A 20321-nucleotide genomic window follows, 5' to 3' on the forward strand; every position below is an offset into this window, starting at 1 on the left:
ATAAAAAGAAAGGAGTTACAAATGCCACGGGATATCTATTTAGATAATGTATCAGTAGAAGAAGCTAAAGAGAGATGGCAAGAGATTTTGACTATAGAGCCAACTACAGAAGAGATAGATATTAGAGAAGCAGTGGGCAGTAAGTTGGCCCAGCCAGTTAGAGCAGAGATGTTTGCTCCTGCTTATTATGCTGCTGCTATGGATGGAATTGCTCTAGAAGCTAATCAGACAGTAGGTGCTAGTCAGACCAATCCTATCTCTTTACAAGAAGGTAGAGATTATCAATTAATTGATACAGGAGATGCTGTTCCTGATAGATTTAATGCAGTAGTGATGATTGAAAAAGTTAATCAGATTGATAAAGGAGTAGTAGAGATAGAAGAAGCAGTTACTCCAGGCCAACATATTAGATCAATTGGAGAGAGTTTAACTAAAGGACAACTGATTCTACCAGCTGAAACTGAAGTTGGCCCTTATGATATTGGTTCAGTATTAGAGGGAGGAGTATCAAAAGTTACAGTCTACTGTCAGCCTCAAGTTAATATTATTCCTACTGGTAGTGAATTGATTGAACCTGGTACTACTCCCCAATCTGGTCAGATTATAGAGTATAATTCTCAGGTAATTAAAAATTTAGTTGCTAACTGGGGAGGAAGAGCAGTTAGAGAAGATATTGTAGCAGATGATTATCAACAGATAAAAAAATCAGCTAAGCAAGCAGTTAAAGATAGTGATTTAGTTGTTATTACAGCTGGTTCTTCGGCAGGAAGAGAGGATTATACGGCTCAAGTTATTGCTGAGTTAGGAGAAGTAGTAGTTCATGGTGTCAGTATCAAGCCTGGAGGACCAGTTATCTTAGGAGATATAGATCAGACACCAGTAATTGGCGTTCCTGGTTATCCAGTAGCATCTGCTCTTAACTTTAGATTATTTGCTAGACCATTGTTATATCAATTATCAGGTCGCACTATTCCTGAAGATAAAGAAGTAACAGCTTTATTAAATAAAAGAATAGTTTCCAAACTTGGTTTTAGAGAGTTTGTCCGAGTTAAGTTAACTAAATTAGATAACCAAGTAGTAGCAGTTCCCTTAGCTAGAGCATCAGGAGTAATGGGTTCTTTAGTAGAAGCAGATGGCTTAGTAACTATCTCTGAATATAGTGAGGGACGCCAAAAGAAAGAAGAAGTAACTGTAGATTTGTTCACTAACCAATCTAAGCCGGATAAAACATTGGTGATTAATGGTAGTAATGATCAGAGCTTAGATCTGCTTAAAAATAAGTTGGCCCAGCAAGGAGTTGATTTATTGACTCAGCCAACTAATAATCTAGCTGGTTTAACTACTTTACGTAGAGGAGAGTCTCATTTAGCTATTATTAATTTATTAGATACAAAGGGCCAATATAGACAGCCTGATTTAGATAGATACTTTCCTAGAGAGGATGTAAAACTAGTCAATCTAGCTTATCGGCAACAAGGTCTAATAGTTGGCCCAGATAATCCAAAAGATATTACAGAAGTTACTGATTTAGTAGATGATGATCTTATATTCATCAATCGCCAGCAAGGGTCTGGAGCTAGGATTTTAATTGATAATAAGTTGGCCCAAGCAGGTATTAATCCAGAAGAAGTAACGGGTTATCAGCAAGTTAAGCAAGATCATTTAACGCTAGCAGCTACTATAGCTCAAGGAGGATCAGATGTAGGAGTAGGTACTTTGGCTGCTGCCGAAGTCTTTGGGTTAGATTTTATTTCGTTAGGAAAAGAGAGAGTTGATTTAGTGATACCTAAAAAATACTGGGCTGATGATAGAATTGAAGAACTATTAAATATAATACGTAGCTCAGATTTTAAAGAAGAAATAGCCCAGTTAGCTGGTTATGATACTTCAGAGACAGGGCAGGTGTTGACAGATGGGCCAACTAGTTGATAGTTATCAACGTAAAATAGATTATTTAAGATTATCAATAACTGATAGATGTAATCTACGCTGCCGCTATTGTATGCCCCCAGAAGGAGTAGACTATATCGATCATAATCAGATTCTAAGTTATGAAGATATAGTTAAGGTTGTTAAAGTAGGAGCTAAGTTAGGGATAAGAAAGGTGAGAGTAACTGGTGGAGAGCCTTTAGTCAGAAAAGGTGCTGTTGATTTAATTAAGATGTTGAATAATATTAGTGGAATTAAAGAAGTCGCTTTAACAACTAATGGTCTTCTGTTAACTGATTATGTTTCAGAATTGGTAGCAGCAGGATTGGAACGAGTCAATATTAGTTTAGATACTCTACAGCGAGATAAGTTTAAAGAGGTGACTTGCTTTGATCAACTACAGCAGGTAATAAGAGGGATTAAAGCGGCTATAAATGCAGGTTTAACTCCAGTTAAGATTAATGTAGTAGTCATGCAAGGCATAAATGATGATGAATTATTTGATTTTATTGCTCTGACTAGACAGTTACCTGTTCATATTAGATTTATTGAGTTTATGCCAACTGGTAGTAAAAATAATGAACAAGAGGAATACTATATAGGAATTGATCAGTTAAAAGAAGAGATCAAAAAGAAAGAGAAACTATTACCGACTCAGTTTCAGCAAGGTAATGGTCCAGCATATTATTATCAAGTTCCAGATAGTCTAGGAACAATTGGTTTTATTAGTCCTATTAGTAACTCTTTCTGTAGTAGTTGTAATCGTTTAAGGTTGACTTCAACTGGAGAGTTAAGGGCTTGCTTATGTAATGAACAAGAAGTTAAGTTACAAGATAAATTAGAACAGGGAGAAACTGAGTTAAAGAGGGCTTTTCAGTTAGCCGTTAGAAAAAAAGGAGAGGAACATTCTTTAGAGCAGGATGATTTTCAGAAGAATATGTCACAGATAGGAGGCTAATAATGGGAAATTTAAGTCATTTTGATGAAGAAGGAAGGTCAAGAATGGTTGATGTTAGTGATAAAGGAGAGACAAAAAGGATAGCGATAGCTAAAGGTGAAGTTAGAGTTAAGGCTAAGACTTTAGAGTTGATTACAGCAGACAAAATAGAAAAAGGAGATGTCTTAGAGATAGCTAGAGTAGCAGGAATTATGGGAGTTAAGAAGACACCAGATTTAATTCCTATGTGTCATCCCTTATTAATCAATGGAGTTGATCTTAAGTTTAATATATTTAAAGAGGAACAAAAAATTGAGATTGTGGCTACTGCCAAAACAACAGGTAAGACAGGAGTAGAGATGGAGGCTTTAACTGCTGTTTCTACAGCAGGTTTAACAATTTATGATATGTGTAAGGCAGTAGATAAAGAGATTGAGATAGGAGAGATTAAGCTGTTAAAGAAGACTGGAGGTAAGAGTGGAACTTATTTAGCTGATGAGCTGATAGGTAAGGTAGTAGCTATCTGTCTTAGTCAGGAGAAAGGAGTTGCTAAAGAAGAGATATCAGAAGTTGAGTTTAAAGAAGATCATGGTCTAGTAGGAGATGCTCATGCTGGTGATTGGCATCGACAGGTTAGCTTATTGGCTCAAGAAGATATTGCTTATATGGAAGAGCAAGGAATGGAGTTAGAGGCTGGAGCCTTTGGTGAAAATCTAATTACTAAAGGGCTAGATTTACAAGGTTTAGCTAAAGGAACAAAGTTGAAGTTAGGTTCTAATATAGTCTTAGAAGTAACTCAAAAAGGTAAAGAATGCCATGATAGATGTGCTATTTATGAGACAGTAGGTGACTGTATTATGCCACAGCGAGGTATTTTTACTAAGGTATTACAGGGTGGTAAATTAGAATCTAATGACAGAATTGAGGTGTTGATTAATGATTAAAGTAGGTATTCTAACATTAAGTGATACAGGAGCAACAGGAGAGAGAAAAGATGAAAGTGGAAAGAGAATCGAAGAGATTATTGGTCAGATTGATGGAGAGGTTGCTTATTATCAAGTATTACCTGATGAGCAAGAGATTATTGTAAGAGAGTTAAAGAATATGACTGATCAATTAAAGTTAGAGTTGATTTTAACGACTGGTGGCACAGGGTTGGCCCCTAGAGATGTAACACCAGAAGCTACTATAGAGGTAATAGACAAGGAAGTGCCAGGTATAGCAGAAGCAATTAGAGCAGAAAGTCTAGCTAAGACACCTAAAGCTATGTTATCACGGGCTGTAGCAGGAGTGAGAAATGAATCGTTAATCATCAACCTACCAGGTAGTCCTAAAGCTGTAGAGGAATGTCTAGAAGTAGTATTACCAGTCTTAACTCATGCTGTTGAATTAATCAAAGATCAAGTAGAAGACTGTGCAAGGGGTTAAGTTTTGAGTCATGAGCTATGAGCTGTGTGCTATAAGTAAATTCAAAAACTTTATACATTCAAAATTAAATTTACTCATGACTCATAGCACGCGACACATTATAAAGGAGGAAGTAAAATGATACCAGTAATTTCGATTGTTGGTTGGTCTAATTCAGGTAAGACGACATTTATTACTGAGTTAATTCCTGCCTTAAAAGCAAGAGGTTATAAAGTAGCAACAATTAAGCATGATGCTCATAAGTTTCAAATAGATAAGACAGGTAAAGATAGTTGGCAGCATCGAGAAGCTGGGGCAGAAACAGTTATCCTTTCTTCATCAGATAAGGTAGCTATGATTAAAGAAGTAGTAGAAGAACCTAGTGTAGAAACTCTAGTGCAACAATATATAGATTCAGACTTTGATTTAGTAATTGCAGAAGGGTATAAGACAGGGGCTACTCCTAAAGTAGAAATTTTCAGGCCAGGTTTATATGACCAACCTGCTGTAGATGAAGAGAATTTACTACTTAGAGTCATAAATGATTCTACTATAGAGGGATTGTTGGCCCAGGTTGAGAGAGTCTGTAAAGTGATTGAGAAAAAAGTACTATAATTAAATATTAATATATAGTTACACTTTGTAATTGACAATTGACAGTTGACAGTTAAAATCAAAACCAATTAAAGTCTAATTCTTAAGATTTATTTATCTTATTAAAACTATTTGTTTATTTTTAAGAATTTTAGATTTAAACAAGAAAAACAATGCAACCTTTTATTAGAAATAGCAGTTAATATATGAATTAAAAGTTTTAGATATAATTTGGTAGTATTTTGGTGGTAGGAAGCATAAGTTGTTTTTCTAAAAAAATTTTAATTACTTTTGAATTAAATTTTTAAGCTATTTTTGATAAGAAGTGTTACTTTATATCAATTAATATCAAATGATCTAATGACTTAAATAAAAAAAGAAGAAAAGTGATATTTATCACAACGCGCTTTTAGCAGATGTGTTATGATGTATTCGTGATTGAGAGAACAATCACTTACATAATTCTGAACTTATTTTTTTATTTAATATAGTGTTTGTTTTCACGATCACTTTTACAAAAACGAAAGGGGAGATTTAAATGTTTACGACAACAATTGATAAGGTGGCAGCATCAGCTAAAGAAAGTGTTGATTTTATGAACAAGGATTTATTAAAGTATTTTATAGTATCAATGATGGCAGGTGCTTTTGTAGGTCTAGGAATTATGTTGATCTTTTCTATTGGAGCTCCTTTAAAAGCAGCAGGTTCGCCTATGATTAAGACAGTGATGGGAGTATCTTTTGGAGTTGCATTAACTTTAGTTATCTTTGCTGGATCTGAATTATTTACAGGAAATAATTTATTTATGACAGTTGGTCTATTATCAGGTGAAGTCAGTTTAAAGGATGTATTAAAGTTATCCTTCTGGTGTTATTTAGGTAATTTAGTTGGTTCACTTGCTATGGCTTGGTTATTATATAATACAGGTTTAATCTCAAGTGGAGTAACAGCTGATTTTATCTTAAAAGCAACAGCAGGTAAGATGAATGCTCCAGTATCTCAATTATTCTTTAGAGGTATATTATGTAATATGTTAGTTTGTCTGGCTATTTGGATGGGAATTAAGGCTAAAAATGAAGTTTCTAAATTAATCTTAATCTTTTGGTGTCTATTTGCTTTTATTGGTAGTGGCTTTGAGCATAGTATTGCTAATATGACTCTATTGGCTATGGGACTATTTATTCCACATCCAGAGACTATTACAGTTATGGGCTATGTGAGAAACTTAATTCCTGTAACGCTAGGAAATATAATTGGTGGAGGACTATTAATTGGTGCTATATATTGGTATGTTTCTGATAATTCTGTAACTGCTAAACAAGATATTAAAAAAGCAGCTTAGTGAATGTGATATTTATCACCTTTAGTAGATTTAAAATATGATATGATAGGTAGCGAATGGTTTTTAGACGTCTTTGATTGATAAATTCGCAATAAATAATAAGAGTTCAGCCCTTTAGGTTGGACTCTTATTATTATTTAATTTTATAAAGTAACGAAAGGGCAGGTGAAAAGGAATATGTCATACAGATTAACTACAGCAGAGTTTGATAGTTTGTTAGCTGATTTACAGGATGAGTATAAGGTTTATGGGCCAACTAGAAAGAAGGATAAAGGAACTTTTTCTGATACTGATCTATTTATTTATGACCAAGTATCGACTTTAGATGAACTAGAATTTGATGTAAAGACTAAGTATTCTCCTAAAGAGATTGTTTTCCCAATCACACAGACATTATTCTACTTTAATGAAGGTGAGTATAAAGAACCAGAGGTAGATGATGAACAGATTGTTATCTTTTTGAGACCTTGTGAAATTAATGCCTTTAAACGATTGGATAAAATCTTTTTAGAGAATGGGCCAGAAGAAGATATCTATTATAAAAGGTTAAGAGAAAAGGTTAAATTTGTAGCAGTAGAATGTACAGAAGGCTTTGATTCTTGTTTCTGTGTTTCTATGGGAACTAATGAGGTTGATGACTATGCAGCCTTTATTAGAGTGAAAGAGGATGAAATTCTATGTGAAGTTAAAGACGATTCTTTAGCTGGTTTATTTACTGAGCAAGAGGAAGTAGACTTTACTCCACAGTTTATTCAAGAGAATAAACAAGAGGTTGTTGAAGTGCCTGCTTTAGAAGATATTAATAATGACTTATTTGAGTCAGATATTTGGAAAGAATATAGTAAACGTTGTATTGCTTGTGGTCGTTGTAACACTGTCTGTCCAACTTGTAGTTGCTGGACAATGCAGGATATCTTCTATAAAGAGAATGAAGATGTAGGAGAAAGAAGAAGAAGATGGGCTGGATGCCATGTTGATGGCTATACTGAAATGGCTGGTGGCCATAGCTTTAGAGAAGAGTATGGTGACCGAATGAGATTTAAGACACTTCATAAAATTTATGACTTCCGTAAGCGATTTGGAATGGATATGTGTGTAGGCTGTGGTCGTTGTGAAGATGTTTGTCCTAAGTATATCTCCTTTACAGATGCAATTAGAAAGATAAATCAGGCAATTGAGGAGGGAAAAGAGGATGAGTAAGAATCCTTATTTACCAGAACATGCTGAGATTATAGATATTCGTTCAGAAAGTCAAGTTGATTATACTTATCGGTTAGCAATAGATTTAGATGTACAAAATGGCCAGTTTGTAGAGGTTTCAATTCCTAAAGTAGGAGAATGTCCTATTTCAGTCAGTGATTTTGGTGATGATTATATTGATTTAACAATTCGCCATGTCGGTAAAGTAACTAATCAGATTGGAGATTTAGAAGTTGGAGATGAACTTGGTATTCGAGGACCTTATGGTAATGGTTTTCCTCTGGACAAGTACCAAGATAAAGATTTAGTTATTTCAGCTGGTGGAACTGGTTTAGCACCAGTTAAGAGTATTATAAATCATTTTTATAGAAATCCAGAGCAGGTAGATTCTTTAACTCTATTACTTGGTTTCAAGAGTCCAGATGATATATTATTTAGTGATGAGATTGAAAAATGGAAAGCAGCAGATCATATTGATGTAATCTTGACTGTTGATGAAGGTGATGAAGACTGGACTGGTAATGAAGGTCTAATTACTGGTTTTGTGGAAGAAGTTGATTTTACTGACTTAGATAATATGGAAGTAGTAGTCGTTGGCCCACCAATAATGATGAAGTTTACTACCCAAGAATTTATGAAGCATGATATTACCCAAGAACAGATCTGGGTATCTTTTGAACGGAAGATGTCTTGTGGAATAGGAAAATGTGGTCACTGTAAGATGGATGATACTTATATTTGTGTAGAAGGACCAGTCTTTAACTATACTAAAGCTCAAAATTTAATTGACTAAGGAGGGAAATAGTATGGGATTAAATGTTAAAGAGTTTAAGAAGAATGCTTTTCGGATTACTAAAGAACGAGATGTTACAGCATTACGTGTACGAGTGCCAGGTGGTCATTTAGAGGCTAAATATCTGACTATACTACAAGAGATTGCCCAAGAATATGGTAATGGTGACCTGCACATTACTACTCGACAAGGTTTTGAAATCCTTGGTATTCCAATGGATAAAGTAGAAGAAGTTAATAAGAAGGTAGCTCCATTGATTGAAGGTATGGAGAAGGATATTGGTGTCGAAGTAGGTAACCCTGAAGATGGTTATCCAGCAGCAGGAACGCGTAATGTATCAGCTTGTATTGGAAATAAAGTCTGTCGTCGGGCCAAGTATAATACGACTCGGTTTGCTAAACGAATTGAAAAGAATATCTTTCCTAATGACTTTCATGTGAAGATTGCTTTAACTGGCTGTCTTAATGATTGTATCAAGGCCCATATGCAGGACTTTGGTATTGTCGGTATGGATCGTCCAGAGTATGAAGCTTATCGTTGTATTAGTTGTGGTGCTTGTGTAGATAACTGTCAGCAGAGAGCAACTGGGGCTTTAGAATTTGAAAACTATAAGGTAGTACGAGATGAGGATAAATGTATCGGTTGTGGTGAATGTATTGGCAAGTGTCCTACCAATGCTTGGACGAGAGATACAAGCAAAAAGTATTATAAACTGTTAATTATGGGTCGAACAGGAAAGAGAAACCCTCGTTTAGCTAAGCCATTCTTAGAGTGGGTAACTGAAGATGCAATTATAGATATTATTAATAATACCTATGAATATATTGATAGGTATATTGATCGTAGTCTACCTAAAGAACATGTAGGGTATATTGTAGACCGAACTGGATTCCAGGTCTTTAAAGAAGAGGTATTAGAAGGAGTAGAGTTGAATCCAGAGTGTAAAGTTGCCGAACACATTCAGTGGGGTGGCTATAAGACAAATAGAAATAATAACTTTGAACAGGTAGGAGAATAAATAATCAATGCTCGAGGGTGATAGTGCTCTCGGGCATTTTTTAGATTTTAAAGTGTTGTATTATCGAGATAATACTTCACTTTTTAATAAAAAGTTAATTTAAAATATTTAAATTCAAAGGCCATTTCGGAACTGCCTATCGGCCTTCTTCCGAGTAGCTTTTATCTAGGGCTATAAAAGCTACCAAAAGATCCCTTTGAAAAACAAGTTATACTTCCTACTATTAAAAAGCTAATAGATTGTATTAAATACTCTCAATTCATATATTAACTACTATTTTTAATAAAAGGTCGCATTGTTTTTCTTATTTAATTAACAACATCTTCTTTGTTTTGATGGTTTAAGGATTATTATGAGAATTTTCTGTCTGGACGAAGCGGAATTTAATAGATTAATTTTTGAAAAACAATTGAAATTGATTTTATTACTATAAGTTTAGATTTAATTATTTAGTTAACTGAGTAAGTTTAAAATTCTCTAAGATCTTTTGGACACTTTTATATCATGATAAAAGTGTCACGAAAAAAGGCTGTTCTTAGCCTTTTCGTAAAATATTTTAAATTTAAAGTTTTGATGTCAATTTTTTAAAAGTGAAACAATATCTCGATATAACTTTAATATGATTATTTATTCTGTTAGGGTATATTATATATAGTGTAAGGTTAGGTGATAATAATGGATAGAATTAAATCGCTATTACTAAACTTGGATAACTTTAGTCAGTTTGAAGAAAAAGTGATAGATTCTTTGTCTCAAAAATCATTAGTTAAAAAGTATCACCAAGAAGAGATTTTATTCTTTGATAGAGAAATAGTAGAAGAGATTTATATTATAGCTAGTGGTAGAGTTAAGATTTCTAAGTTTACTCCTGGAGGGAAAGAAAAGATTATTCACATTTTAACAGCTGGTGAAATAATTAATGAGATCACCTTAGATGGTAAATCTAGTTCAGTTACAGCAGAAGTTATTGAAGAAGGAGAAATAATTTCAATTAAGATGGATTCTTTACAGCAGATTATGAAAGATGATTTTGCTTTAACTTTACATATTTTAAACTCTGCTAACCTAAAATTAAGACAAGCTTATCGCCAAATTAGAAATCTTGGTTTAAAGAAGTCTGGAGCTAGAATTGCTAGCCGATTATGGAAGTTGGCCCGTGATTATGGAAAAGATAGTCAAGAGGGGATTGAGATAGACTTAAATTTAAGCCAGCGAGAGCTAGCTTTAATGATTGGCATCAGTCGAGAAACTGTAAGTCGGTTCTTAAGTAAGTTGAGTAATGAAGAAGTTATTGAGGTAGGTAAGAATAAAATCACTATTTTAGATCTAGAGGAATTAAGTAATTGGACTTAGATATTAGAAACTATCTTTCTTTGTGATATAAATCAAAGAAAGATAGTTATAATTATGTCATAATATCTTAAAATAAAGATAAATAGATTTTTTATTTAATAAAATTAAGGAGTGAGAGAATGAGTCTAGTATTAGGTAAAATTCATTATTGGTTATATAGTCAGGTTAAGACAGTTGAGGAGAGAGAAGTAGAGGTAGTATCAGCTTTTAAAGAGAATTATAATGTTTCAGAAATGGAAAAGTTAGTTATTAAAGTAAGAGAAGAGTATGGAGCATTAAAAGAAGATGATTCTTTAGAAGAATTAATTGGAGATAGTCAGATTCATCCTTGGTTAGAAGGTGCTATTACAACTGCTCAGACTAGAGAAGCTGCTATTGTTAAAGAATTAATGAGCCAATATGATGATAAGGAGTTATTATTAGAGATATATAAAGCAAATGGTGAAAAGATGGCAACAAAAGTTGTTGAGAAACAAGATGATGATAGTTTAGAGGCAGCTTTTGAATTATTAAAGAATACTTTATTACAGAGAATGCCTTGTGATAGATTATCGGCTGTAGTTGATAATAATCCAGATAAGATAGTTTGGCGCCATGATATTAAGTTGCATACAGAGTTTTGGGAAGAAGTAGGTGTATCAATTGAGTTGATGCATGAATTATATACTAACTGGATTAAAGGATTTATGGCAACTATTAACCCTGAGATTAAACATCAACGTAATATTAGTCAAGATCAATATGAAGATATCTTTACTTTATAAAGTTAGTTTTTTTATAAGTTCATAAGTAGATTGGGGGGATAAAATGCCTAAACCACCAATACCAGAAGGTGCTAATATACAACAGATTAAGAATGGTAAGATGACATACTCTATTACCCCCCATCTAAGTGGGGGATTGACTAATGCTAAAACTTTAAAGAATCTAGCTGATGTAGCAGAGAAGTATGATTGTACAGTAAAGGTTACTTCAGGTCAACAGATAAAGTTAATGGGACTAGAATTAGATCAAGTAGAGGCTGCCTGGGCTGATTTGGATATGGAGCCTAAGAGCAAGTCAGGATTAAAATGTAAAGGAGTTCGTTTCTGTCCTGGGCCAAATTTCTGCAAACGAGGTAAAGTAGATTCAGCCAAGTTAGGAATGGCTTTAGAAAATAAATATCTAGGAATGGAGTTACCATCTCGAATGAAGATGGGAGTCAGTGGTTGTCACTTCTCCTGTACTGCTCCAGCAATTAGAGATATTGGAATTGTTGGGACAGAAGAAGGTTTCGAGCTAAGAGTTGGAGGCTCAGGAGGGTCTGAACCTAAATTAGCTAAACCATTAGCCAATAGACTCAATCACGATGAGACTTTAGCATTAGTTGAAAAGATAATAAACTTCTATAAACAAGAAGGTAGAGTTAAAGAGAGATTAGGTAAGATGATAGAACGGATTAGTTGGCAGAGATTTAAAAGTGGAATAATGGATGAAGAAATTATTGAAATTATAGAAGAAAGTAAGTTTACAGTTAAAGACAGAGAGAAGAATTTTAATTCTAAATGCCAACATGGTTAAGATTCTGTTCGAAGGGAGGAAAAAATGAAGTTTTATCAGCAGTTTAGCCAGTATTATGATTATATATTTCCTTTTAAAGAACCAAAGCTTAATTTCTTTAAAGAACTTTTGTCAGAGGAAGGTAGAGTTTTAGATGTAGCTACAGGTACAGGAACTTATGCTTTAGCATTGGCTAAAGAAGGTTATCAAGTAACAGGAATTGATTTAAGTCAAGCAATGATTGAACAGGCTAAAGAGAAAGCTGCTCAAGATGAGTTAGAAGTTGAGTTTCAAGTAGCAGATATGAGAGAAGTTGATAATTTATACTCAACTAGTGAGTTTGATTTAATCAGCTGTATTGGAAATTCTTTGGTTCATCTTGAAGGAATAGAAGAGATTACAGATGTGTTGAATAAAATGTATAAGCTATTAAATGAAAATGGTAAACTAGCTTTACAGATTGTAAATTATAATCGTATATTATCTAAAAAAGTAACTAGTCTACCTACAATTAATAATCAGCAAGCTAGAGTTAAATTAACTAGAGATTATGAGTTTAAAGTAGGTAAAGTTGATTTTATAACAGAATTAGAAACACCTGACGGTAAATTTAACAATTCAGTCCTACTATATCCTTTAGAAACTAAGGAGTTAAGAGGTGCATTAGAAGAAGTAGGCTTTAGAGATATAAATTTCTATGGAGGTTTTGATTTTAGAGAATATGAACCTGCTGTTTCTTTTCCTTTAGTCGTTGAGGCCAGTAAATAAATATTTGATAAGTTAGTCAACTCGTCCCTTGAGGGCGAGTTTTTTTATTTTCATCACAAATATCAGTTTTTAATATTAAATTAAAATAATTTCTATATCTTTTCTACATCATAACATGTATTATTACAGGGGAATAGTTTTAATTCTTAAAGATGTATATTGCACAAGTTTTATTGCCAGACATATTATGTATTGAAAAAAATAATAATGTCAACTATATTTAATTAGATTTAATAAGTAAGGAAGGGGTAGATGATGAATCCCGAAAAAAGGTATCAGACCAATAAAAAGGTTACCTTAATTACTTTACTGACTAACTTTATTTTATCAGTGATAAAGATTTTAATTGGAGTTTTCTTCTTTAGCCAAGCAATTATAGCTGATGGAATTCACTCTATTTCAGATGTCTTATCAACAGCTACAGTCTGGATTGCTATTAGAGTCTCTCGCAAACCAGCTGATCGAGATCATCCCTATGGTCATGGGAGAGCAGAGACAATTGCTGCTAAATTAATTGGAACTATCTTATTTTTAACTGGAGTATTATTGGTTAAAGATACATTAGTAAAGGTTTGGAGTGGGCAGATAAAGAAACCGGGATTGGTTACCATTTGGATAGCTATATTATCTGTTCTAATTAAAGAAATAATGTATCAGTACACTTATCGTAAAGGCCAACAACTAAATAATAAGGCTTTAATTGCTGATGCTCATCACCATCGTTCAGATGCTTTATCATCAATAGCTGCTTTAGTTGGTATTATAGGTGCTAGATTAGGTTATCCAGTCTTAGATCCGCTAGCTGGATTAGTAGTTGCAGTCATGATATTAAAGATGGGTTTTAATATCTTTAGAGACGCTATTGATGATCTAATGGATAAAGTTGATATTGAGCTATACCAGAAGGTATATTCATTGGTTGTAGACCAAGCTAATAGATATAATATATCTGATTTAAAGGTTAGAACTTATGGCTCTGAAATCTTTATTGATCTACGAATTATTGTTGCTAGTGATATTTCAGTAATTGAGGGGCATAAGATTGCCAGGCAGATAGAAGAAAAGGTTAGTCAACAGATGGTTGATGTTAATGAAGTCTTGATTCATGTTGATCCTAAAAATGCCCACAGTGATAAAGTATACAGTCGAGTTGAGTCATCTTAAGATGACTCTTTTATTATTAAATTTTAAAGTATCTGATCTATATTTTTTTATGTAAGAAGGGTAAAATAAGAAGTTATAAAGACTATATATAATAGTAGGCAGGAATATATTAATCTATCTTGAAGTCTATTCTATGGTAATTAGTTATAAACTATAAATCTAGAGGTAAAAACTTTTATATAAAGAGGTGTTAAGATGGAGAAACAACTTTTAAAGCAGAGCTCTTATTTTGCAGCTTTGACAGATGAAGAGTTAGCCAAAATAAAAGATATTATGTTTACCCGTAAGTATCAAAAAGGTGAATTTATCTTTTTTGAAGGTGAAGAGGGAGAAGGACTATTCTTTATTGAATCAGGTAAAGTCAAGTTGACTAAAATGATTGAAAGTGGCAAAGAACAGATCTTAAACTTATTCAAGACAGGAGATATGTTTGCTGAGGTTGTCTTATTCGATCAAGGAGAATACCCAGCTACAGCAGTGGCTATAGAAGATTCAAAGATTGGAGTCATCAGTAAAGAAGATATGGAAGATATAATGAGAAAATATCCTGAGATTACAATTAAAATGCTTAGGGTAATGAGTAAACGTTTACGTAGAGCTCAGATGAGAGTTAGAAACTTGGGACTTAAGAATACTAAAAGTAGAACTGCTAGTATCTTAGTCCATTTGGCCCAAGAGCATGGCTGGGATAATCAACAGAAGACTAGTATTAGCTTATCACTGAGCCAACAGGACTTAGCTGGTTTAATTGGTTCCTCACGAGAGACCATATCTAGAGTTTTAAGTAAGTTTAAGAAAGAAGATATAGTTAATGTTTCTCGTCAAAAGATAGTAATTAAGGATCTCAGTGGTCTTAAAGAAATAATTTAGTATTAGGAGGATTTAGATTATGTTAGCTAGTGTTGATCTATTATTCTTAATAGCCAATCTGATATTAGTGGCAGTTATTAAATCGTTACAGCCTAGATTACGTAAAACCCTACTATTAAAAGATAGTAGAGATAGTGTTATCTTTTCGATTGATAAAGATAAATTAATCTGGTTAGTATTAGGTTTTGGAGTTTATATTTGGGGGATGGAATTTTTAATTCTAAATTCTAAATTGGCTTTACGAATAGTTACTCCTGTTTTGATGGAGCTAGTTATATTTTCTGCTTTAATCCCTACTAATTTAGGTTATCCTAAATTAGGTAAGGGGATTTCTCTGTTTAGTTTAGTTTTATTTGTTATTAGTGTAATATATTTTACATAATCCCTTTAGAATAGATTAATAATATAGATAGGGGGTTATAATTATGTTAGATGCTGAAAATGCAATTGTAGCTTTACAGCTAGATGAACGTGGCGATTTTGCACCTGAGATGCAAGAAGTCTTGACTAAGTATGGAGATAATATTAAGACTAGAATAGGACTACATAATTATAGTGATGACCAAGGGTTGATTTTGTTACAGTTCAGTGGTCAATCTAATGCTCTAACTGAATTTGAAGAAGAGGTAAATAATATCAAGTCATTAAGTTATAAGGCTATGAATCTAAGTTTTCAATAAGCTAAAAGGCAGTAGCTCTAAAGAGCTAGTGCCTTTTTTATTATCTAAATTTTTTAATCCCATTTTTAGAAGTAAAGATAAGTTTATTGTCGAGTCTAGTTAGTTGGGCGGACTGGCAGATATTCCAAAGAGCAGATAAAGAGATATTAGAACCAACAATAATATTCTGTTTTGTCACTTGAGGAGAATCAAAGTCTATTCCAATTTCAGGGTCAAAGGCCTTATTGGCTTTAGCTGTTAAGGATAAATTATCTTTAGTAAACTGAAATATATCTAATAATTCTAATAAGTCTTGGCTATCTTGATTGATTTTATTAAGTTGTAGGTTGTCTTCAACAAACTTTAAACTGAGTTGTGATTTAGTAGATTTATGGTTTAAGACAGCAGTTATTTGGCGTAATAAATGTTTAGAATAAGGAAAGAAGGTTTCTATTCCTTGCAGAAGTTTCTGAGAATAATTTGTCTGTAACCAAGATTTAATATCTAGTTGTTGGTTTAATTCATCAGTTACTAGATTATTATATTTACTATATCTAGTAATATATTGAAGTAGTTTTTTACTAGAAAAAGAAGTGAAATTAATCTGTTCTAAATAGGATAATAGATCTTCTTTATTCTTTCTTTGTTTGATTTGACTGAGGATTAAAAGTAAATAATGATAAAAAGTTAGTTGTACTGGTTGATTAATCTTGATTTTGGAGTTAGTAGTAGAATTAGATATAGGTAAAGGTCTTAATTTAGGTTTGATCTTAGGTTGAGTCATTTTTTCTGTAACTTTTTGTTTCCACTTATTGGTCATGATTGATTTAATATCTTGAGGTAAATAGTAGAAGTTATCTTTTTCATAAATTAATCCTGACTGTTTTAGTTGGTAACAAGTTTCTGGGTCAGCTGTTTTTTTATTAATTAGTTCAGTATTGATTAATTGTTTAAGCATTTTTTTAGCTGCTGGGTCTAACTGTTTAGTTATCTTCTGTAAATAGTTTCTATCTAATAGTTTTCGTTTTAATTTGTCGGTAATCCATAACTTAGAAAAGTTATTTTCATAACAGATATGATGTTGTCGGGCCAACTGATTTAACTGTTTGTTTGAGATTTCAGCTAGAAAGTCAGATAACTGCATTTTTTCCCTCCTTAGATTAAGTCTTATTAATAAGTATGCTTACTATACTAAAACCATGACTTTGGTTTCAATATTTTCCCAGTATTTTTTCTTATCTGATACATAAGTATAGATTGATGTGAAGAATAAAAGGAGGGGTAGAGTGACTGATCAGGATTTTGATGTAAATGAACTAGCTGATATGCTAGGAGTTAATCAGGAACTAATTGATAAATTAGGAGCAGGTGATCTTTCTGAAGAGAAACAGGAATTACTAGAATCTGTCTTTAACCTCTACTTAACCAATCCAACAGAATTCAATAATTTTTTAGATGAAAGTGGTCTAAGTGATTTATTGACTGAGTTGGATAATGTTGATAGTACTAATGCCCAAAACGAAGAAGAATTAGCAGAGTTGGTTGATAATCTCCAACAGCAGTTAGATAATAAGGATGTAGACCTTGATCTAGATGTATAAAGATTAGTTAAGTTTACATGATTTTAACCGGGCCAAAGTTGGCCTGGTTTTTTATTTATCTCTAATTTGTTTATAGCCTTCTTTAGTTCTTTTTCTTACTTCATCAGGATCTTCTATCCAGTCTACCCAACTAGTATCAGTAATAACTTGTCTGAGAAACTGAGTCCAAGCACCTTCTTCTTTAATCTCACTCCATGGTCCAGGCTGACTCTCTTCTAATAATCCTTGGCGGCAGGCTTGAAAGTTGGTCCAGAGAATAGCTAGTACTGTTGAATCAAGCTCGGGAGTAGAAGTACCAGCTTCTATTTCGACTGAAATATCATCAGGGTCAATCGGTTCATCAGACAAGGCCTTGAGATAGGTCTGGCAAGAGATTGTTGTAGTATACTCTTTTCCCACTTTATCTCCTCGCTTTCCTTGATATAAAGCTAAGCTTTATATCAATAGTTGACAGTGTACAATTTACAGTTTACAGTGGTTTACACAGACAGTCCTACGGACTGCTAGGAAAATCAAAACCTTTATACTTTATTGTATATTAAATGATTATGAGGTTTTGATTGTAGATTTTTAACTGTCCATTGTCATGTACACTGATATAAAGTTGCTAAGCTACTTTATATCATTTATTGACAGTAACATCATCAACCTCAGTCTCAATACTCAATTCAAATTGAACTCCTAATGTTTCTTCAAGAGAAGTAATTTGATCTGATGTGGACTTATCAGGTTGTTGCTTAGTTGTTTCAGTCTGCTGTAGTTGGTTATAAGCAGCAATACTACGCTGTCTAATCTCATCTGGATCTTGAATCCAGGTAGTCCAGTCATCAGTCAGTATAGTATCTAAGAACTGAATCCACTCTTTAACTTCTTGATCAGATAAATGACTATTTCCTTGTGAATCTTCCCAGGGGGTAGGTTCGTCTTCTGTTATTAAGTCTCGTTCCTGAGCTTGGAAATAGGCCCAGAGGATAGAGAGAGGAATCATATTTGCTTCATCGGAAGTAGTCCCTTCAGCCTCTACTTCGACTGAAATATCATCTGGTTCAATTGGTTCATCAGATAAAGCCTTCAGATAGGTCTCACCTGATATTACTGTTGTAAACTCATTAGACATCTTCTAACCTCCTATCTTATGTAGTAGGGGTGTGGATTTTTCTACACCCCTAAGTTAATGGTTAGCAGTCAGTATCACAGACTGGTCCTCTATCTTCAATCTTCTTAATATCACATTTAGCAGTAATTTTTAAGTTGTATTTGATACAGATTAATCTTTCAAGAGGTATTTTTCTTGTTTTGCGGCAGGCTGGTTTGCCTTTTCCTTTACTCATAGTTGACACCTCCTTTTTTGTTATAATATGCATGATTGAGAGGTTGTGTTACTGTCTTATGGGAATTATTGTTAGTTAAAATAATAAAACCCCTAAGGAATATTCCCTAGGGGTAATAAATATTACTAAATACTTAATTCACTTTTATCCGCAAATTTAACTTTTATGGTCCGACTACTGGAATCAAAGTCAATGTTCCTGTAAAAGTCACAATTGCTTTATTTTCTTCACAGATATCAAATTCTACATCATCCCATGTGATATCAACTTCTACATGATTACATGGACAACTACAGGTACAATTGCGAGCAATAATATTATCAACACAGACATGATTATTACAACAGACAATTACAGGATTCTCACTTCCAGGTCGATTTATCCGGTTTCCAGCATCATCTACTGGAACAGCAAGTACTCCATACTCAACACATCCTACTGCTCTTCCAACACATACTCTATTTACACAACCAATATCACTTACTGCATCAACTACTTCTACACAACAACGTAATTTATTTAAAGTAAAGTTTTCTTCATCAGTTGCTAATTCAAGATCGTCAACTGGACCATCTTCTATATCTGTAAAGAAATTCTCAGGAAGAACTTTAACACAGCAGATCTCTATTTCAGTTTCAGTATCCAATTCATCTTCTAATACTTGATCTACTGGACAATCACAAGCTGGATCACAATTAGCTTGTTGGATCTTAACTTCTTCAGTTTCCATTACTTCTTCTTCCTCAGCCATAGCATAGTCACCTCCTTTCTCAGTCTTGTTTGTTATTAATTCTTCTTTAATAAAGTCTTTCAACTCAAATTTTAACTCTTCTAACCCAGTCTCCTGAGCTTCTACTAACTCTTTAATTAATTCTTCATTATTCATCACCTGATCTATTAGTTCATCAGTAGCCAGCAATTCTTCTTCGTCAGTTGGCTCTGAATCAGCAATTATCTCTTGGCCGTCATTATCTGTTGATTCAGATTCAGTCACTGATGCCTCTACATCTTCAACAACTACTTCCTGCCCATTCTCAGCCAATTCTTCTTCAAAATAATCCATTACCAGACTTTCCTCCTTTCTTCTTTCGTCTATATTTACTAATTGGTGTAGATAATTTCTAGTCTGTCTCAATTCCTTTTGATCCATATAAAATAGATTCACCAGAACACTAACCAGTATCTCTAAATCCATTTATAATCCCCTTTCTTAATCTAGCATGATTATAGTTTCTCATACATAGATTATTCAGAAGGAGATTTAAACAGAATTCAATATGATAGTATATAATGTTAATTATTTTATTTATTGGTTTATTTGTTATTATGATATGAAAAGGAAGTCAAAGCGTGATTATATTTTTTTAAATAGACTTTATTTTCTTTCATCACTTTATAATATGAACTTTTCTAACTAGTAGTGAACTAGATTAACCGCAACTTTTAACATAACTTAAAGATTATTCATGTCATATTCTTACCTATAATAGATTAAATTTTAATAGAGGCTCTCTAAAATTATATAGAGGCTTAGAAGGAGGATGAAACATGGGGCATAGTCAGGGGATTACCTTTCTAGAACAGATTAGAAGACAATCAGGTGAATTTATAAAGGTAATTATTAAATCAGGAGCTGATTGTTGCCAACAGCAAGGGATCTTATGTAATGTAGAAGATGATTTTTTAGTCTTGATTGATGGTAATTCTAGAATTCAGATACCTATCAAGGCTATTGTAGCTATAAAACGGAAAGTCAATGGTACCCAAGGAAAGGATAACAACAGTTATTATAGATAAGAAGGAGGGAGGAGTAGCC

24 protein-coding genes are annotated in these 20321 nt (G+C 33.3%); 19 read left to right on the forward strand and 5 right to left on the reverse strand.

The genetic code is table 11. The features are described from left to right. Positions 1 to 21 precede the first annotated feature (21 nt). From ACYQ39_RS00745 to ACYQ39_RS00825, 17 genes are all read left to right on the forward strand, one after another. Entirely contained in the window at positions 22 to 1929 is a 1908-nt protein-coding gene (locus ACYQ39_RS00745; protein WP_459839962.1) for a molybdopterin biosynthesis protein, read from the forward strand. After that, on the forward strand, positions 1913 to 2887 hold the full coding sequence (gene moaA, locus ACYQ39_RS00750) for a GTP 3',8-cyclase MoaA (RefSeq protein ID WP_459839963.1): 975 nt from the start codon (positions 1913 to 1915) through the stop codon (positions 2885 to 2887). The genes ACYQ39_RS00745 and moaA overlap by 17 nt, the downstream gene beginning before the upstream one ends. Before the next feature lie 2 nt (positions 2888 to 2889). Then, positions 2890 to 3810, forward strand: a complete 921-nt coding sequence (gene moaC, locus ACYQ39_RS00755; RefSeq protein WP_459839964.1) for a cyclic pyranopterin monophosphate synthase MoaC — start codon at positions 2890 to 2892, stop codon at positions 3808 to 3810. Next, complete coding sequence (locus tag ACYQ39_RS00760) at positions 3803 to 4294, forward strand: MogA/MoaB family molybdenum cofactor biosynthesis protein (RefSeq protein ID WP_459839965.1); 492 nt, start codon at positions 3803 to 3805, stop codon at positions 4292 to 4294. Before moaC ends, ACYQ39_RS00760 begins: the two co-directional genes overlap by 8 nt. A gap of 117 nt (positions 4295 to 4411) precedes the next feature. Then, a complete protein-coding gene (gene mobB / locus ACYQ39_RS00765; protein ID WP_459839966.1) occupies positions 4412 to 4888 on the forward strand; it encodes a molybdopterin-guanine dinucleotide biosynthesis protein B in 477 nt (158 codons plus the stop codon). A gap of 517 nt (positions 4889 to 5405) precedes the next feature. Then, positions 5406 to 6209 carry a formate/nitrite transporter family protein gene (locus tag ACYQ39_RS00770; protein WP_459839967.1) on the forward strand — a complete coding sequence of 268 codons (804 nt, stop codon included), beginning with the start codon at positions 5406 to 5408 and terminating at the stop codon, positions 6207 to 6209. 177 nt (positions 6210 to 6386) lie between these two features. After that, complete coding sequence (gene asrA / locus ACYQ39_RS00775; RefSeq protein WP_459839968.1) at positions 6387 to 7409, forward strand: anaerobic sulfite reductase subunit AsrA; 1023 nt, start codon at positions 6387 to 6389, stop codon at positions 7407 to 7409. Continuing rightward, complete coding sequence (asrB, locus tag ACYQ39_RS00780) at positions 7402 to 8202, forward strand: anaerobic sulfite reductase subunit AsrB (RefSeq protein WP_459839969.1); 801 nt, start codon at positions 7402 to 7404, stop codon at positions 8200 to 8202. Before asrA ends, asrB begins: the two co-directional genes overlap by 8 nt. Positions 8203 to 8215: 13 nt before the next feature. Further along, entirely contained in the window at positions 8216 to 9220 is a 1005-nt protein-coding gene (gene asrC / locus ACYQ39_RS00785; protein WP_459839970.1) for a sulfite reductase subunit C, read from the forward strand. A gap of 675 nt (positions 9221 to 9895) precedes the next feature. After that, positions 9896 to 10573 (forward strand): Crp/Fnr family transcriptional regulator, encoded by a 678-nt coding sequence (locus ACYQ39_RS00790; protein WP_459839971.1) that lies wholly within the window; start codon positions 9896 to 9898, stop codon positions 10571 to 10573. Positions 10574 to 10692: 119 nt separating this feature from the next. Further along, complete coding sequence (locus ACYQ39_RS00795) at positions 10693 to 11337, forward strand: hypothetical protein (protein WP_459839972.1); 645 nt, start codon at positions 10693 to 10695, stop codon at positions 11335 to 11337. A gap of 43 nt (positions 11338 to 11380) precedes the next feature. Beyond that, positions 11381 to 12133, forward strand: coding sequence for a nitrite/sulfite reductase domain-containing protein (locus tag ACYQ39_RS00800; protein ID WP_459839973.1), 753 nt, complete (start codon positions 11381 to 11383; stop codon positions 12131 to 12133). A 24-nt stretch (positions 12134 to 12157) separates the two neighbouring features. Continuing rightward, positions 12158 to 12880 (forward strand): class I SAM-dependent methyltransferase, encoded by a 723-nt coding sequence (locus ACYQ39_RS00805; RefSeq protein ID WP_459839974.1) that lies wholly within the window; start codon positions 12158 to 12160, stop codon positions 12878 to 12880. A gap of 252 nt (positions 12881 to 13132) precedes the next feature. Further along, on the forward strand, positions 13133 to 14044 hold the full coding sequence (locus tag ACYQ39_RS00810; RefSeq protein ID WP_459839975.1) for a cation diffusion facilitator family transporter: 912 nt from the start codon (positions 13133 to 13135) through the stop codon (positions 14042 to 14044). Positions 14045 to 14239: 195 nt separating this feature from the next. Further along, positions 14240 to 14914 carry a Crp/Fnr family transcriptional regulator gene (locus ACYQ39_RS00815; RefSeq protein ID WP_459839976.1) on the forward strand — a complete coding sequence of 225 codons (675 nt, stop codon included), beginning with the start codon at positions 14240 to 14242 and terminating at the stop codon, positions 14912 to 14914. 19 nt (positions 14915 to 14933) lie between these two features. After that, positions 14934 to 15296, forward strand: coding sequence for a hypothetical protein (locus ACYQ39_RS00820; RefSeq protein ID WP_459839977.1), 363 nt, complete (start codon positions 14934 to 14936; stop codon positions 15294 to 15296). A 43-nt stretch (positions 15297 to 15339) separates the two neighbouring features. After that, complete coding sequence (locus tag ACYQ39_RS00825; RefSeq protein WP_459839978.1) at positions 15340 to 15594, forward strand: hypothetical protein; 255 nt, start codon at positions 15340 to 15342, stop codon at positions 15592 to 15594. A gap of 40 nt (positions 15595 to 15634) precedes the next feature. Here ACYQ39_RS00825 and ACYQ39_RS00830 read toward each other — a convergent pair whose 3' ends face one another. Then, positions 15635 to 16717, reverse strand: a complete 1083-nt coding sequence (locus ACYQ39_RS00830) for a hypothetical protein (protein ID WP_459839979.1) — start codon at positions 16715 to 16717, stop codon at positions 15635 to 15637. Positions 16718 to 16859: 142 nt separating this feature from the next. On the opposite strand from ACYQ39_RS00830, the gene ACYQ39_RS00835 reads away from it, so the two are divergent. Further along, a complete protein-coding gene (locus ACYQ39_RS00835; RefSeq protein WP_459839980.1) occupies positions 16860 to 17174 on the forward strand; it encodes a hypothetical protein in 315 nt (104 codons plus the stop codon). Positions 17175 to 17225: 51 nt separating this feature from the next. Here ACYQ39_RS00835 and ACYQ39_RS00840 read toward each other — a convergent pair whose 3' ends face one another. The 4 genes from ACYQ39_RS00840 to ACYQ39_RS00855 form a co-directional block, all read right to left on the reverse strand. Then, positions 17226 to 17573: a hypothetical protein gene (locus tag ACYQ39_RS00840; RefSeq protein WP_459839981.1), complete on the reverse strand. Its 348-nt coding sequence runs from the start codon at positions 17571 to 17573 to the stop codon at positions 17226 to 17228. 223 nt (positions 17574 to 17796) lie between these two features. After that, the gene (locus ACYQ39_RS00845; RefSeq protein WP_459839982.1) at positions 17797 to 18291 is read right to left on the reverse strand and encodes a hypothetical protein; all 495 of its coding nucleotides are present in this window, start codon (positions 18289 to 18291) and stop codon (positions 17797 to 17799) included. Between the two features lie 61 nt (positions 18292 to 18352). Next, entirely contained in the window at positions 18353 to 18505 is a 153-nt protein-coding gene (locus tag ACYQ39_RS00850) for a hypothetical protein (RefSeq protein ID WP_459839983.1), read from the reverse strand. A gap of 163 nt (positions 18506 to 18668) precedes the next feature. After that, entirely contained in the window at positions 18669 to 19700 is a 1032-nt protein-coding gene (locus ACYQ39_RS00855; RefSeq protein ID WP_459839984.1) for a hypothetical protein, read from the reverse strand. Between the two features lie 353 nt (positions 19701 to 20053). Between ACYQ39_RS00855 and ACYQ39_RS00860 the strand changes: the two genes are divergently transcribed. Continuing rightward, positions 20054 to 20302: a hypothetical protein gene (locus tag ACYQ39_RS00860; protein ID WP_459839985.1), complete on the forward strand. Its 249-nt coding sequence runs from the start codon at positions 20054 to 20056 to the stop codon at positions 20300 to 20302. The last annotated feature ends 19 nt before the right edge of the window (positions 20303 to 20321 follow it).

Source organism: Halanaerocella petrolearia, assembly GCF_054657875.1.